Consider the following 14,051-nt stretch of genomic DNA (forward strand, 5'->3'; position numbering starts at 1 on the left):
TGAGTCCCCTTTAGTTTATGTATTATTTTTTTACTGATCGCCGAGCTGAGCGGTGTCACTGTTACTTTCAGCAGCGCTATCAGCACTATGGTTTTCACCCTTTCTTCCATCCAAGCGTCTGCGCCTAAGCAGTATCACTAAAAAAATCGACAGGCCCACAACAGTCATAAGCACCGGCGCCCACCACAATACCAACGTATTCTTTTGCACGGGTGGCCGGTAGAGCACAAAATCGCCATAGCGATTGACCATATACTCCTTAATTTCGGGGTCTGTACGACCTTCCGTAATCATGCGAGCAACTTCATTACGCAAGTCTATGGCAATTGCGGAGTTGGAATCGGATAGGTTTTGGTTTTGGCATTTCGGGCAACGAAGCTCTTGGACCAAAACCTGATATCGCACCCGCGCCGATTCAGATTCGAATGCATACGCATCTATTGCCGCACGCGCCTCAACAGCACCGATAATGACAGCCAGCAACAACAGATTAAGACAGAACGTTTGAATTCGCAGCGTAGGTATGGCCAAGTCAGATCCCCCATAGAATAATGCAAACCATTATAGCAGCCGCCTTTCACACAGATATAGGGCAGCCATAAAATGCTGCGAACTGCGCACTATTTCGCCAAACCGAACCGAAATAATTCAATTCATTGATCACCCTTTACCCACTGACCAAGAACCACCTAAAAACAATAACGAATGTGTCATAAAGGTATTGACCGCCCAAGAAGAATCATTACAATAGCCGCTCCTTTCGGGGGTGGTTAGCTCAGTTGGGAGAGCGACGGCCTTACAAGCCGTAGGTCACAGGTTCGACCCCTGTACCACCCACCACTTATCTCCTGAGATATGTGTTACGAAAGTCTACCGCGGCCCGGTAGTTCAGTTGGTTAGAATGCCGGCCTGTCACGCCGGAGGTCGAGGGTTCAAGTCCCTTCCGGGTCGCCATTATCAGATATGCTCTAGCCCTTCCGGGGCGTGACCTAGAGCGAATGTAAGAGATACTTCTGGGACGTTTTGGAAGAAGAGAAACCCGCCAAGTGCGGGTTTTTTTGTGTCTATTTGTTCTGTGGCAGCGCCCTGCATGGTAAGGTTTTAAGCGTTACTTTGACCCACAGTGTGTGATCCCCTTTATGCCCGAACTCGACCAACTCAAAACCGACATCCAGCACATTCGCACTCAGGTGCGACACATTAAAATCCTTGTGATTATCGCTTCCATGGTTGTGGTTGCCTCACTGGCTTGGACGCTCCTGTAATCCCCTTACCCCTTACCCCTTACCCCTTACCCCTTACCCATAACAGCGCTATAATTAGCCCTAATGTTAGCCCTAAAGTTATGAGGTGATTCTATGTTACAGCGGGTTATGTGTGGCTTCGCCACATCCATTAGCAAATTCAAAAATAACCCCGGCGCTGTGTTGGCGGAAGCTGACGGTGATGCTGTGGCGGTGTCATCCCACAATCAAATCCAGTTCTATGCGGTGCCTGCGCACCTGTACGAAGACATGGTGCAATTTGTGGAAATGAGCCAACGCGGCACGGCAGAACTCAACACCGCACCGGGTAAGTTTGCGTTAACCGAATCCATGGTTGATAGCATGACCGAGCAACTGCAAAACACTGACAACGATCTGGGGGATTTTGTCGAATGCCAAAACAATTCATAAAGGGAACGGACAACAAGCCGTTTGAGATTGTCGAAGACGATCACAACAAAACACCAGCCACGGATACCACGCCCAATAAGCACCGCTACGACCAGCAACTGGCGCGCGTTACCAAAGCCACCCACACCGCAGTGAAAAAGCGTTAGGGGTGACCGTGGCAAAGATACGACTCTTTCAAAGCAAACTGATGGCGGATGCCTTGGGTGCGGATGCGGCAAAAGATTTACTGGCAGACTTTCGGCTGTACAAAGAAAAGGGGGTATTACCCAACACCTTTGGCCGTGATGCGCCCTATGACTTCACCAGCAACCGCCGGTTTTTGGAACTGCAACACATCCACTTAAAGCGCAACGGCGAAACCTTCCCGGTTAGGTTGCTCCAGTTCTCGCGCACGTCCGGTTATGTGCTGGTGTACTGCCCCGGCTTTTTTGATAGCAGCGCCTACCTGTTGATCACCGTCATTAAGCACTGGGATCACAGGAAACCCAAAGAGGTGGCAGGTACCGACAAAGACCCCAACCTGATGGCAAAGCTGGAAGCTATCGCGGAAGGGTTCAGGGAAAAATTTTAAGTAATGAGTGGGAAGCCGACCAGCTACCGGTTGAGGGGGGTGCAGCGCTTCCCCGATCCCCTCATGCAAAACGTTGGATAAAACAAAGGCCGCACTCGCGGCCTATATGCACCCTCAGAGGGCTTGAATGAAACTACACTTGATCGAAAAAGAAAATTTACTTACCCGAGACGACAAAGCTACCCAAAACTGGAAAAGTGGTTTTTGGGCAATTTCTCATGAGGTGGCTGATCAACTAATAGGCGGCGATATTTTTCTGCACAAAACGCAAAATAAACCGTCATTTTTTGGTGGTAAGATTACTGGCTATTCTTTACAAGATGAAGGCCAATGGAAAGGCCGAATTATTTTTGAGTTTACAGCGACAAAAGAGCATAAAAATGTAAAAACCTCAAAATCAGGCTGGAGTATGGAAAAGAAAATTGTTAAGTGAAGGTGCACAAAACACGGAAATTTAAATAGGCCGTTCATTGAGCGGCTTTTTTTTGTTTACAAATGTAAACGCTTGGTTGCGCGGCTTTATCAGCAGGCACAATAAAAACTTTTCAACCCAACTTTATTAGGAGAAAAAACATGATTGAAACGCTAGATTCAGCACACATTAAATCAACAGCCGGAGAGCGGCTTATTGGCGATTTAACGCCTATGCTAGACCAGTTTGTTAGTAAGCACCTAGAGCTACCGACGCCACGCGGATTTCACAACAAGCTTAATAAAACATTCGATTACAGGGTTGCCGACGAGGATGACGATATTGATGTTTCAATACTTAATAAACCCCCTACCGAATGGATTACAAAGCATAAGAGTTTAACCCTGTATTTGCGTTACAAAGATACTATTAAGCCGTGGCCTTATCGCACACTTATTGTGGCGGTAATAGAGGTATCGCCCAATAAAAAAGGCTTAGGGACAGAGCTATTTAATGCGCTAGAAACGATTGCGAGGCGTCACGGTTTTTTTGCGGTCGGCATAGAGTGCGCAAATCCCGGTATAGCCGCTTTTGCCGAAAAACGAGGTTATAGGTCACTAGGCCATGAAAGCCTTATTAAAACTCTGCACGATTAACACGCTAAACCAAACCATGCAAATAGGTAAATTATGTTAAGAACAGTTGAATTTTCGAAAAACGATATGGCTTACGGAATGAAGATAGGGCTTAAACTGCAAGAGTATTCTGTTATGTCCTATTTAAACTATCTTGGATGCAAGGGCGATTTTGTTTTCGCTTGCCGAAAGACCGCTTGCAAGCAAATGCCTTTAATAAGCACAAAGCCTGATACTTTTTATCGGCACTATGTCAGGCTTGAAAAGCTAGGATTAATTAAATATAGGCGTGAAAGCGATAAAATTACATTTACAGACGCTGGCTGCATTTGGGAAGGAACGTGCCATAGCGATTAATGTGGCAATAGTGTTTTATTAAAAATCTCGCTTATCGTGGGCTTTTTTTAATTAATATTTTCTACTCGCCGACAAATCTCGCTGCTAAGGCTTTTATACAGCCGATCTGAATTTTCAAAATATTCTTCCGTAAATTTTCGGTACACTATGCCGTCTCCGACTGACCAACGATCCCAGTCGCTGCTTAAAAGCCGCTGAATGCTTTCACGTTTAATTTCAGCCAGCAGGCAGCGCACGGCTAACTCTTCGTTGTCTAAATCTTTGTGCGGTCTGGCTTTTTTGTTTGGGAATTCTATAAGCTTCATTTTTTGACCCACAGTGGTGTTGGGTTTTAGGGTTTTAGGGTTTTAGGGTTTTAGGGTTTTAGGGTTTTAGGGTTTAGGGTGTTGGGTTTATTTTTTCTGGTATTCGTCTGTTCGGTTTATATTAAATCTTGGTTGATATTTGTCTGTGGTGTAGGTTTGCTTTGCGCCACTGGGTGTAAGCGTAATATCTTTTTTTGGCCTGCTCTGGCCAGTGCGAATTACCCCAATCCTTGGGGTATTAGAATAATCAATTACAAAGCCCATCGTTATTTTCCGTCGCTTTATTTAATCTGAGGATTACCCGGAATATGGCTAAAACCTTCACGCAATGTGCGTTCTGTCGGCTTTACGCTGCCAACGGTAATACTGCCGCTGCTGCCAAATCCTTGCGTAATCTTAGCGCTGGTTTTTCCTTGCTGGGTTTTAGTGGGCAGTTCATTTTTTGATTTTTTCATGAGGGTGCTCCTTTTGTGGTTTTGGTTTTTTGTTTCTGGTTTTTTGTTTTTAGTAGATTAGCATGCGGCTTATTTTTGCGCCCTAATTTTTAGGGCCGGGGGCATAGGGTTTATTCTATTACTTTTTTTAAATAAATTGAGGAGAAAATACGATGATCGATTATCCTGTTGAACGTATTGCAGCGCTTAAAAAAGAATTACCTAACTTGCCTGACCTAGAACTGGTTAATGTGCAATCCCAATTGCGTGAAAGCCTGAGCGATAAAAATCTTACCGCAGACGATAGAGCGATTCTGATTGAAGGTTTTAAGGAGGTGATCAATGAGGTTTCGCGTCGTGATTCTACAGTACCCGTTGATCCATTTTACGATCCAGAAGTGGGTGACTTAATTAAAAGTTTTGCTGAAGAAGAGGACGATGAGCTAGAGCTTAAATTACATGAAGCGTCTAAAACATTTTATGGGGCTTCGGCCTTTGATCTGAAAACAGAAAATGTTTTGGAAGCCAAGAAAATTATTTCGGCTGTGCAGCAAACTCTGGCACAGCGCGAAATAGATGCTGAGGGTGATATGCACGCACAAATTGAAAAAGGTGGGCACTTCGATTATTCAGGGGCAGAGATTCAGAAACAAATTAATGCTGAAATTGCGGAGAAACAACGCAAGCAAAGCTTAGGGGTTTATGAGTAGTTTTTGTTTTTGTTTTTGTTTTGCTTTTGTTTTTGTTTCTTATCAATTTGTGACCCACAGTGTGTAGGTGCTTAGGGCTCTGGTTTATATGTTATCCATACTGCCTTGCAATCAGCGCCAAATCAAGCGCTGTGAATCTTCTGTCGTTTATAGTTGGTGGTTTAATATTTTGTAGTTCGCCGCTTGTTTCCTTTTCTAGAAAATCTTTGAATGCTTCCAGTGCTAGTTTGTTGCTATTCGCAAGGTTTTCTAAATGCTTCATGCTCTTCTGACTGGGCGTTACGCCAAGTGCTTTTAGTGTTTTTCCTGTTGAGTAACATTCTGGGCTGGCTGTTTCGTACTTTGGCATTCGAGGGAGCTTGTCTCTAATTTCAGTCTGGGCGAGAGCCCATAATTTGGTATATATATCCTGCTGGCATAGCTCGTCTTTAAGCGGTGTCAGTTCATTCTGAATAAAATCGACCAGCTCATTTTTTGTGAGCGTTGGCGCCTCTGCTAAATAGCCTTGAATTTTGGATATGGCTTCTCGGGTGCGAGTGGACATTGTTACTTTTCTCATTTTCTTCATTTTAGCAGCTTGCATTTAGTAATTTTCAATTTCCATGTATAAGTTAGTGTGCTTTGATGCACCCTCTAAATCAGGGTACAAGGTGGAGAAATTTATATTCATCCTGTTTAATGCTTTTAGGGCGCTTATACGCTCAGATTCGGGAATTAGTAACTTTTGAAGGTAGGCTATACTATCTTCGCCTTTTGAATTCCTAGTAACCCAGTCTTCTATAGACCCTATGCTTATACTAAATAAGCCGCTTTGGCTAATAAGGCGACTATTGTCGGAGATATCTGGCCGATAAAATGTTAGGTGATCCTGATTCTCGAACTGGTACGCAAGCGATTTGAGTGGATTACTTCCTCTAGCGAGTTCCCCCCGGATAGATTCGAATCTGACGCTTTCTATAATTTCAGCATGTTGCTTATAAAAGCAATATACAGCCCGGTACTCGTTCGCACCTTTGGTAGCATCTTGATCCGCGAATGCGAAAAAAGCCGCTACGTACGGAGATTCAGTCCAATCGAGCAGGGGCGTATGAAGGCCATGGTGCTGGCCTAGAGCCCACAACTCTCGAGGGTCTTCTATTTTTCTTAGCTCCTCCGCAGCAAGTTTCCCGCTGCAAGCATATCGGAAGCGTTTATCCTGCTCCTCGAAAACACTGCTGCTACCATTTACCTTTGAAGAACGGTCAAAAGCAGATTCGAGTTTCCAGTTCTGTTCTCTCTGGCCTCTCCATATACACGAGTTTTGGTCTAGCATATTAGTATTGAGGTACTCGCTGAATTTTGCCCAACTCTCGAAATAAACTTCAGTGTAACCATCCGTAATTAGGTTTTTTTTCGGCCAATATTTTATTTTTCTTGTTTCCATAACGTAAAACCTCTTGTGCCGACAATATCGGTTTTGGGGTGGAGATCCGCGTGTCGATGGTGGGGAAGCACTGAGCGAAATAAATGATACATGCGCCATTTGACTTTTGGTACTTTGGCGAAGTGGGAACTATGGATGTTACTTCGCGAATTACGAATTTTTTGGGGTGCCCCCCTGTCGATAAGCCTATTCGTAATAATAAATTTTACTACACATAATGATATTTTGTGTACTACTCCGCGCACTTAATCAATTGACTTGCGTTGATTCGGCTGGCAGATTAAAAAAAATCTAATTGTGTGTACTACTCCAGCCCAGAGGTATCAAGGTTATGAATGAAGTTCAACCGCTCCAAGACACAACAGACATTCAGCGCATTAGTGAATTTTTATTAACGCATTACAGCCAGACATTTAGTGATTACTGGCTATTTGGGTGCTGCGTTGCATTACGTGTAAGTGATTTGCTCGCAATTAAGTTTTCCGACATTAGAAAGCGCAAAGGTATTCACTACCTAATCGTCAAGGAAGCTAAGACTGGCAAGAGCAAAGAAATTGAGCTTAACATCGTTGCGGCTGAAATATTTACTCGCCGTGCCAAACAGAAAGGCGACGTTTTTCTGTTTCGTAGCAATTGGAAGTACCACACGGAAACCAAGCCTTTGTCACGCTCTGCATTCAGCAAAGCTGTGCAGGATGCCGCGCCAAGTTTGGAGTTGGTTATTGGTACGCATTCAATGCGTAAAACGTTGGGCTATCACACCTACAAGCGCACCAATGATCTGGCGCTTGTCCAGAAAATCCTAGGGCATTCATCAAGTGCTCACACGCTGCGTTATATTGGAATTAACGCGGAAAAGATTAACCAGCAATTTGCCGCTAATTATTTTTAATTAGCGGGTAATTCGTGAATTGGTCTAGTGTGGCTATACTGGCGTTCTACAGTCTGGCCACCCGTCTGTGCAGGTGGCCCCAAGTTAAGCGTTACATTTATTTCAGAGCCAGTGGCAGCACCTTCAATAAAATCGCCATCCAGTCGGGATAAATAATTTAGCGCGCTGAGCTTATCGGCGTCTCGCGTTTTTTCATTTTCAAGAATTTTTTTTGCTTCATACCTTTTAACATGCTTTGGAAAACCATGAAGTAGCGCATCCAATTCTTCATACCGGCGGATCAAAGCAACGATTTTATCATTGCGCATCAGCCGAAACCCTTGCAGGTAAGCACTCCGGGGAGAGTAGCCTGCTTTTTTGGCGGCCTGAGTTTGGTTGCACTCACCGGATGCCATGGCTTTTGCAAATACTACATGCTGCTTCCGTAAATCGGCCTCTCGTGTATGCAATTCACGCTTTATTGACAATACAACATCAGCTTGCGGCTGTTCTGTCGTAGCAAGTTCCTCATAAATCTGGTTTCGGTTGGCTATGGTTCGTTTGCCGCCCATGGCAATAACCCTCGAATTAATACATACGTTGAGTATACACCGACCTGCATTAGCGCCCATCAAAAGCCCAACACCTGTGGGTCACTACCCGCAAAAACGTAGGAGCGCATGGTCAGCACCTAAAACCTTGTGGGTCATAAATGCCCTCCAAATAAAGCAAGCCACACCCGTTAACAAGGTAACAATTCAGCTAATCGGCGGGCATTCGGCACCGCCGATTAGGAAGTCGGGAACAAATACCCGCCGCGCTAATAAGCGGCGGGGTATTTTTCCTATAGGGCCGCCGCTTATTAAAGCCCAAATTTCAAGCCGCCGATTTGACCCACAATAGTGTTGATTCATGCGCTAATGCGCGGTTGCTTCCTCGTTGCCTTCCCGCGCATTAAAATCAAGGTATGTTTGCTCAAACTCACGGTTGCGCTGCTCTTCCCGCTTTTGAGCCTCCTGTGCGTCCACGATAAGCGCAAACGCTCATTTTTTACGTTAAGGCCATTCATTAGGGTCAACCCCCCCTTATATAGGGGGGGGGTTGACCTGAACCTAATAAATTTATGGCTCGAAAGGTCAACAAAAAAAATAGTAATAATTCCTACAAGCCTTTATTTAGTTGAATCGTTTAGCGTACGAACACTTAGAAAACGTGCGCAAGGCAAACGTGAGTCTTCCGCAACGTGAGATTCAAGTACAGGTTGATCGAGGTGTTTTTGAAACCCACAAGGTGACGTTGGTTTATCCAAACCTGCATCACCGGTCACCGGATGGAATTCTGCAAGGCGATACCTACCGGGAAAATTTTCACAAGATTTGTGAAGTGGCTGGTGTGCGGTACAAGCACAAATTCAAGGAAGGCCAAAACCGGGCAGTTAACCATTGCCGCCATTCGTTTACATCCCAGATGAAGACTCACGATATGGAATCGGCATTCCTCACAGATCAGCTTGGTCACACCGACGATACAATATTGAACCAACACTATGGAACGCTGCTAGTCGATGAAAATTTGTCGCTGTCAGTCGAGCTACAAAACAAAGCCATTGAGCGCATATTTGAGCGTTTGAGGGGGTAAAACGGGCATCTAGGGTGCTGTTAGAGCTGAAAACCGGGCAAACACCGAAATTGTTTAAAATATCAGCGATTTTGGGACGTTTTGGGGACGTTTTCGGGGCTGGGACGTTTTTCGGGACGCTTACAGAGCACTTTAGAGTAAAGGATAGCAAGCGTGGTAATACTTAACCGTTGGTTAATGCCTGCATACCGCTTACAGAAAGAGGTTGGAAAATGAGCAATTTTAGGGGTAGAGGGTTCAAGTCCCTTCCGGGTCGCCAGATACAAAAAAGCCCCCTACTCTGTGAGTAGGGGCTTTTTTGTATCTGCTACTTTAATAAGGTTCTAGCTTAATAGGCTGCACTTGACCACTGCTCAGTGGCGAAACTAAGCTCTCATCTATTGTAGATACCCAGCTCACCTAATACCTAAAATTTAAACCCAAGCTAATTGCTGCGCCTCTCGGAGTGTCCGACCCATTAATCTTCACACTATCTAGGGTCGTGGATACATCCACACTGAGCACATCAAACACTGTAGCGCCCGCACTTAAATACTCCAGCCCATCATTAGATAAGTTACTACGGTACCCTAAACGTAAATTCGGCATCCATTTTTTTGAGCTTTGGTAAGCGCCAGCAATTACAAACCATTGATAGTCATCCCCAAAAATATCGCCCACTTCGTTCATATCAATTTGCGTATTCACGCTCCAACCACCATCGCCACTAAACAGAGATGCATCAAACCTTAATAGAGGATCAATTTTGTAAGTCGACTCCTTAGTGAGCTTTCTTATGGTTTCTACCTTCCAATAACGCTCACGATCGAAGCTTGGAAATGAAAACTCTGCACCGGTCAAATCATTAGCTGTAATACCAACAGCTAGGTTACTACTAACCCACATAGCACCAATATCTAACCCTAGCCTGCTCGAGTAGCGATAATCAGTTTCCCGGATATCATCAAAAAGCTTTTCTGAATCGCTGAGCTCGGCAAAACGAGTATCCAGAAAGGCAAGCCCCGCCCAATATATTTTGGGCTTCAGACCAAAGAACAAAGCCCCCTCTTCAGACCGAAAAAATTCCCGACTGTAATTAAAAGAAAGACCACTAATATTTGCGCCTTTAATTAATAGAAGGCTGTCATTCGTAATTTTTAGGTTTGCTGAGTTTTCAGACGGGTTAACGATAAGCTGAAAATCGTCGCTTAGAGCAAAAACAGTCTCTGTCGTATCGGGTGGTAGTTTTTTAGCTGCTTCGAGCTGATTGCGAGCGATCTCTTGGTCAAATTCAAATGAATCGAACCCCCCTCGGGCTTTAGAGGCGAAAAACGAAAACAACTCAAGCGTTACCGCACCACCCCATTTGTCGTTTGAAATATGGATGGGAAGCGTTCCATAAAGCTGAGATTTAGCATAAGTTTCTTCAGCAATAATAGCCGTGGCTGAGGCAAAAAAAGTAGCCTGAGACTGCACGGCATCCCACCAACGTGCAAATTCCGGGTTTTGGTCGAGTATATCCTGAAAAGTTGGATTACTTGGAAGGTTTACCGGTTCATCGGGCAGGTCGGGTGGAATAGACCCATCTCCAGGCTCTTCCCCGTTAATTACATCACTGATCAGATCGACCAACATGAAAATATTGTCGACGTTGCCGTATTCCAAACCACCACTGAATGAAAGACCCATCTCTCTTTTAAATTTGGTCGGCAACTCGGCACTAGCCGCAGGGGCCGCCGGATTATAGATGCTGGAACCCATTCCGTGAGAGTAATTTGCTGAGCCAAGCGTAAGTGCGTTACCCGCCCTAGCAACGCCGGTACTTGCAGAAGCACTATTAAAAGCGAGGAGCAACGAAAAAAAACTAGCCCCAATAAATTTGTACATACTATTACTCTGGTAGACCTCAGCACCCAGCCAAGTATATCAATCAATCATAAGCCTGCAACGAAACTCCCCCCAACATAATCGCAACATCGAAGCGGCTAATCATCCACTATTTTGTTGAACGTCAAAAAACAACATGGAACACCAAGTAACGTGATTTTCGACCTATGCGCTCCCAATTTCACCGTCAGGAGGCTTGAACCTATGCGAAAAGCTCTTTATACACAACTATTTGGTGTGCGGGCAATTAAAGGCTCGCAAATAATATCTCTATCGTCACCGCCCAGCTCACGACCACTCCAAGCAGATCAGTTTATGCATGATCTTGCCAGACCCTGACCTAAAGAACATAACACAAATTAATCTAGCAACGATTCGTGTGTTTTCACCCATGCTACCCATACCCACTCTGCCGTAACCACAAAAATTCAGCGCAAAAAAATCCGGAGCCAGCTAAAGGCCGGCCCCGGACTCATCGATGAAGACAAACTAAAATCGATTTACCAGGAAGCCTCTAAAATACTCCACTTCCTTTCATCTAAGCCTAGCCACTCACCCCAACCAGCGGTATTACTAATAGGGTCATAGGCATGGCCATACAAACCGCCGGTATCTCCAGACTCTGGGTTAATAGACCAGAAACAGCTTTCTATGCCCTTTTCAGACAAGTAGCTGGAGAATGCATTTTGCCACTGTAGATCGACAACACCGGGGCTAATGTGAGCCCAGCGATCCTGGTCACGAATCGAGGCCTTATCGGGCCAATCAATATTGCCGCCCCACTCGCCGACGACCATGGCGTAGCCTAAATCTCTTAGGTAACCAAAGTGCTCCTCCCAGCCAGCGCGTAAAATCGCGGCATCAATAACGATATTACAACCATTGTCACCAGCCTCGTCACCCTCCAATCCCTCACACGCTGGTTGCCCTGGATCCATAAACATGCGTTGCACGAACACAGATGGGCCATAAGTATGGGGTGAATACACCAACCTCTCTTTGGGAATATTGGGCGGACTGTCCCCCGCTTCAAACAAATTCTCACCCCAGTTTGGATTAGTGAATATTTCTCCATGGGGAATATCGACTTTGTCATCGGGATTCCCATCCTGATTGCCAGCCGACGCCGAAATACCCTGCACGAACACCAATAAATTCGGATTCACCTCATCGATAGCCTGAAAGGCAGCTGCCGAAAGTGATGCCCACTCGGCCCAAGTGTAATCCCATGGCTCGTTGAAAATATCAATACCGATAATATTATCTACACCCAACTGTGTCGATAACCCCGCTAGCTCCCGCAGAGTATTCAACCATGCTGCTTGGCCGTACGCCTGAACGTTGGAGACAGAGCCAGGGTTCCCCGAAGCGGCACAGGAAGAATCTTCTCGGGTGAAATCGTAATTATCTCGATCTGCATCCACATAAGGGGGTCGCGAATCCAAACGGCCTGCTCGCCAACCCACATAATTTGAACAGGAGTGAATATCGAGCATTACCTCAATACCGTTGGCATCGGCAGCCAGAATAAACTGCTCCATGGCCAGTCGGGCATTGTCCACCCGCACTGAGGCGTGATTCTTCAATACGTTTCCTGTTCCCTGTGAGTCATTTGGGTCGAGAGTTTGGGGGGCAATCGGGAAGCGCACGACGTTTATGCCCTTCGCCAACAGGTCGTCCATCGTATCTTGAATCGTCCTTCCGGTACCGGCATTGCCATTGGCCCAGAAAGTATTTCCCATGTAAAGCTCCATAGGTGCACCGCTGGGGTTTGCGGGATCGTCAGAGGGTTCATGACGCCCTTCTAGCCCAAACCAAGATCCACAACGCACAGGGAATACATCACCATTTTTAGTGATATTACCTGAGCCATCCACCCGAAAAATAGCATTGCCATTAGCGCTGGAACTTGAACTACTGGAACTTGAATTACTAGAACTTGAAGAAGAATTACTCGAACTGCTTGAACTGGAGGAGTCACTGGAGCTGGAGGAGGAGCTGCTAGAACTACAATCACTTACAATACCCCCGCTTCCCCCCTGAGCTTCACAAGTGTTACTGCCAATACAGCTCTGATTATTTTCCCAGCCCCAACCGTTATTTTGATTTTCACACAAAGGCCATTGGCCCTCGCCGTACCACTGACAAACTTCTTCGCATTGACCACTGGAAGAGCTTGAGCTGCTGCTCGATGAAGAGCTGCTCGAACTAGACGAAGGAGTGCTGGAGGATGAACTACTAGACGACGAGCTACTTGAAGAACTCGAATTAATACCATCGCCGATACAGGACGGTTGCGACAAACCACCATTTGATGCGCCCTGAAAGCCAATAGTGGTTGACTGATTAGCGCCCAAATTACCATTCCAAGAAATATTGGAAGCCGTAACTGTGTTGCCTGAAACGCCATAGCTAGCGCTCCAACCGTTGGTGAACTGGGGAGATTCGTTAAATACGATATCAATCGACCAGCCGCTGACCGGTGCTCCAGTATTAGTAATAGTAATATCTGTTTGATAACCACTTCCCCAGTGGTTCCATGAAGAAACATTGCACGTAATATCTGCGAAAACGGTGGGCGACAGTACTACTGTCACTGTCACACCTACCGCACGCAGAGATTTTAACAACTTAAATATTTTCATTGTTATTCCTCTGACGGTTTAAAAATAGGGGTTCGCAAAACATGATGCCCTAGGCTATTAGAATGATGGGGGCATTAAATCAACGTGCCGGCCCTACAGAAGATGGTATTCGCCTGTAAAACCAGATAAATGATTTTCCTTTTGGGAAATCAGAAGAAGAGTGTTTTCGGGGTTGGTCAAACATTCGAGAATGAATCTTTTTAGCGAGACCATTAAAAGAATGCGATTGACTGGACGCCAATAATTATTATTAAAAAAACGACAGCAGCCACACTCAATACAAAACAGAAAGTCGGATTACCAACAACTTCAATACTGCTTATGTTACCCGCAAAAACCGAAATAGATAGCCCAATACGCGCCAACCACTTTCTTTTTTTAAAACGATTTTTACAGCTGAGAAATACGTACCCATTTTTATAGCCTTTCCAAATTAAACATTCGACGCTTAGTAGCAGGCCGAATTTCCGGAAAACATTCAAATCAACCACTATAAGAATTGAGGTGG

17 protein-coding genes and 2 tRNA genes are annotated in these 14,051 nt (G+C 45.3%); 11 read left to right on the plus strand and 8 right to left on the minus strand.

Annotation, left to right across the window (positions count from 1 at the left end):
• Positions 1-30 precede the first annotated feature (30 nt).
• Positions 31-531 carry a cytochrome c-type biogenesis protein gene (locus tag H5336_RS00680; RefSeq protein WP_246438986.1) on the minus strand — a complete coding sequence of 167 codons (501 nt, stop codon included), beginning with the start codon at positions 529-531 and terminating at the stop codon, positions 31-33.
• Positions 532-764: 233 nt separating this feature from the next.
• Here H5336_RS00680 and H5336_RS00685 point away from each other — a divergent pair.
• The 8 genes from H5336_RS00685 (at position 765) to H5336_RS00715 (ending at position 3,315) form a co-directional block, all read left to right on the plus strand.
• Positions 765-840: transfer RNA gene (locus H5336_RS00685), tRNA-Val, on the plus strand.
• A gap of 37 nt (positions 841-877) precedes the next feature.
• A tRNA-Asp gene (locus H5336_RS00690) sits at positions 878-954 on the plus strand.
• Positions 955-1,139: 185 nt separating this feature from the next.
• A complete protein-coding gene (locus tag H5336_RS23295) occupies positions 1,140-1,265 on the plus strand; it encodes a hypothetical protein (protein WP_281385320.1) in 126 nt (41 codons plus the stop codon).
• Between the two features lie 93 nt (positions 1,266-1,358).
• Positions 1,359-1,676 (plus strand): antitoxin of toxin-antitoxin stability system, encoded by a 318-nt coding sequence (locus H5336_RS00695; RefSeq protein ID WP_185230426.1) that lies wholly within the window; start codon positions 1,359-1,361, stop codon positions 1,674-1,676.
• A complete protein-coding gene (locus tag H5336_RS00700) occupies positions 1,658-1,822 on the plus strand; it encodes a hypothetical protein (protein ID WP_185230428.1) in 165 nt (54 codons plus the stop codon). The genes H5336_RS00695 and H5336_RS00700 overlap by 19 nt, the downstream gene beginning before the upstream one ends.
• Positions 1,823-1,830: 8 nt before the next feature.
• Positions 1,831-2,247, plus strand: a complete 417-nt coding sequence (locus H5336_RS00705; protein ID WP_221627958.1) for a type II toxin-antitoxin system YafO family toxin — start codon at positions 1,831-1,833, stop codon at positions 2,245-2,247.
• A gap of 139 nt (positions 2,248-2,386) precedes the next feature.
• Positions 2,387-2,680 (plus strand): hypothetical protein, encoded by a 294-nt coding sequence (locus H5336_RS00710; RefSeq protein ID WP_185230432.1) that lies wholly within the window; start codon positions 2,387-2,389, stop codon positions 2,678-2,680.
• Between the two features lie 140 nt (positions 2,681-2,820).
• A complete protein-coding gene (locus H5336_RS00715; protein WP_185230434.1) occupies positions 2,821-3,315 on the plus strand; it encodes a GNAT family N-acetyltransferase in 495 nt (164 codons plus the stop codon).
• Positions 3,316-3,698: 383 nt separating this feature from the next.
• Here the strand turns inward: H5336_RS00715 and H5336_RS00720 are convergent, their stop codons facing one another.
• A complete protein-coding gene (locus H5336_RS00720; protein WP_185230436.1) occupies positions 3,699-3,956 on the minus strand; it encodes a hypothetical protein in 258 nt (85 codons plus the stop codon).
• Between the two features lie 281 nt (positions 3,957-4,237).
• Positions 4,238-4,411 (minus strand): hypothetical protein, encoded by a 174-nt coding sequence (locus tag H5336_RS00725; RefSeq protein ID WP_185230438.1) that lies wholly within the window; start codon positions 4,409-4,411, stop codon positions 4,238-4,240.
• A 152-nt stretch (positions 4,412-4,563) separates the two neighbouring features.
• Between H5336_RS00725 and H5336_RS00730 the strand changes: the two genes are divergently transcribed.
• Positions 4,564-5,100 carry a hypothetical protein gene (locus H5336_RS00730; protein WP_185230440.1) on the plus strand — a complete coding sequence of 179 codons (537 nt, stop codon included), beginning with the start codon at positions 4,564-4,566 and terminating at the stop codon, positions 5,098-5,100.
• A 91-nt stretch (positions 5,101-5,191) separates the two neighbouring features.
• On the opposite strand, the gene H5336_RS00735 is transcribed toward H5336_RS00730, so the two are convergent.
• Both H5336_RS00735 and H5336_RS00740 read right to left on the minus strand, forming a co-directional pair.
• On the minus strand, positions 5,192-5,683 hold the full coding sequence (locus H5336_RS00735; protein ID WP_185230442.1) for a hypothetical protein: 492 nt from the start codon (positions 5,681-5,683) through the stop codon (positions 5,192-5,194).
• On the minus strand, positions 5,684-6,523 hold the full coding sequence (locus H5336_RS00740) for an FRG domain-containing protein (protein WP_185230444.1): 840 nt from the start codon (positions 6,521-6,523) through the stop codon (positions 5,684-5,686).
• 331 nt (positions 6,524-6,854) lie between these two features.
• Between H5336_RS00740 and H5336_RS00745 the strand changes: the two genes are divergently transcribed.
• Positions 6,855-7,415 carry a tyrosine-type recombinase/integrase gene (locus H5336_RS00745; protein WP_185230446.1) on the plus strand — a complete coding sequence of 187 codons (561 nt, stop codon included), beginning with the start codon at positions 6,855-6,857 and terminating at the stop codon, positions 7,413-7,415.
• On the opposite strand, the gene H5336_RS23300 is transcribed toward H5336_RS00745, so the two are convergent.
• A complete protein-coding gene (locus H5336_RS23300; protein ID WP_281385321.1) occupies positions 7,412-7,966 on the minus strand; it encodes a terminase small subunit in 555 nt (184 codons plus the stop codon). The two genes, H5336_RS00745 and H5336_RS23300, sit on opposite strands and share 4 nt — an antisense overlap.
• A gap of 655 nt (positions 7,967-8,621) precedes the next feature.
• Here H5336_RS23300 and H5336_RS00755 point away from each other — a divergent pair.
• The gene (locus tag H5336_RS00755; protein WP_185230450.1) at positions 8,622-9,032 is read left to right on the plus strand and encodes a site-specific integrase; all 411 of its coding nucleotides are present in this window, start codon (positions 8,622-8,624) and stop codon (positions 9,030-9,032) included.
• A 399-nt stretch (positions 9,033-9,431) separates the two neighbouring features.
• Here H5336_RS00755 and traF read toward each other — a convergent pair whose 3' ends face one another.
• Positions 9,432-10,898 carry a conjugal transfer protein TraF gene (traF, locus tag H5336_RS00760; RefSeq protein ID WP_185230452.1) on the minus strand — a complete coding sequence of 489 codons (1,467 nt, stop codon included), beginning with the start codon at positions 10,896-10,898 and terminating at the stop codon, positions 9,432-9,434.
• A gap of 500 nt (positions 10,899-11,398) precedes the next feature.
• On the minus strand, positions 11,399-13,543 hold the full coding sequence (locus tag H5336_RS00765) for a cellulase family glycosylhydrolase (RefSeq protein ID WP_185230454.1): 2,145 nt from the start codon (positions 13,541-13,543) through the stop codon (positions 11,399-11,401).
• Positions 13,544-14,051: the final 508 nt, after the last annotated feature.

It is taken from the genome of Teredinibacter franksiae (assembly GCF_014218805.1).
GTDB lineage: Bacteria > Pseudomonadota > Gammaproteobacteria > Pseudomonadales > Cellvibrionaceae > Teredinibacter > Teredinibacter franksiae.

Excerpts from the sequence above, each read along its gene's own strand:
- H5336_RS23295 (WP_281385320.1), top strand. The coding sequence starts at position 1,140 with ATGCCCGAACTCGACCAACTCAAAACCGACATCCAGCACATTCGCACT.
- H5336_RS00695 (WP_185230426.1), top strand. The coding sequence starts at position 1,359 with ATGTTACAGCGGGTTATGTGTGGCTTCGCCACATCCATTAGCAAATTC.
- H5336_RS00700 (WP_185230428.1), top strand. The coding sequence starts at position 1,658 with ATGCCAAAACAATTCATAAAGGGAACGGACAACAAGCCGTTTGAGATT.
- H5336_RS00715 (WP_185230434.1), top strand. The coding sequence starts at position 2,821 with ATGATTGAAACGCTAGATTCAGCACACATTAAATCAACAGCCGGAGAG.
- H5336_RS00720 (WP_185230436.1), bottom strand. The coding sequence starts at position 3,956 with ATGAAGCTTATAGAATTCCCAAACAAAAAAGCCAGACCGCACAAAGAT.
- H5336_RS00725 (WP_185230438.1), bottom strand. The coding sequence starts at position 4,411 with ATGAAAAAATCAAAAAATGAACTGCCCACTAAAACCCAGCAAGGAAAA.
- H5336_RS00730 (WP_185230440.1), top strand. The coding sequence starts at position 4,564 with ATGATCGATTATCCTGTTGAACGTATTGCAGCGCTTAAAAAAGAATTA.
- H5336_RS00735 (WP_185230442.1), bottom strand. The coding sequence starts at position 5,683 with ATGCAAGCTGCTAAAATGAAGAAAATGAGAAAAGTAACAATGTCCACT.
- H5336_RS00740 (WP_185230444.1), bottom strand. The coding sequence starts at position 6,523 with ATGGAAACAAGAAAAATAAAATATTGGCCGAAAAAAAACCTAATTACG.
- H5336_RS00745 (WP_185230446.1), top strand. The coding sequence starts at position 6,855 with ATGAATGAAGTTCAACCGCTCCAAGACACAACAGACATTCAGCGCATT.
- H5336_RS23300 (WP_281385321.1), bottom strand. The coding sequence starts at position 7,966 with ATGGGCGGCAAACGAACCATAGCCAACCGAAACCAGATTTATGAGGAA.
- traF (WP_185230452.1), bottom strand. The coding sequence starts at position 10,898 with ATGTACAAATTTATTGGGGCTAGTTTTTTTTCGTTGCTCCTCGCTTTT.
- H5336_RS00765 (WP_185230454.1), bottom strand. The coding sequence starts at position 13,543 with ATGAAAATATTTAAGTTGTTAAAATCTCTGCGTGCGGTAGGTGTGACA.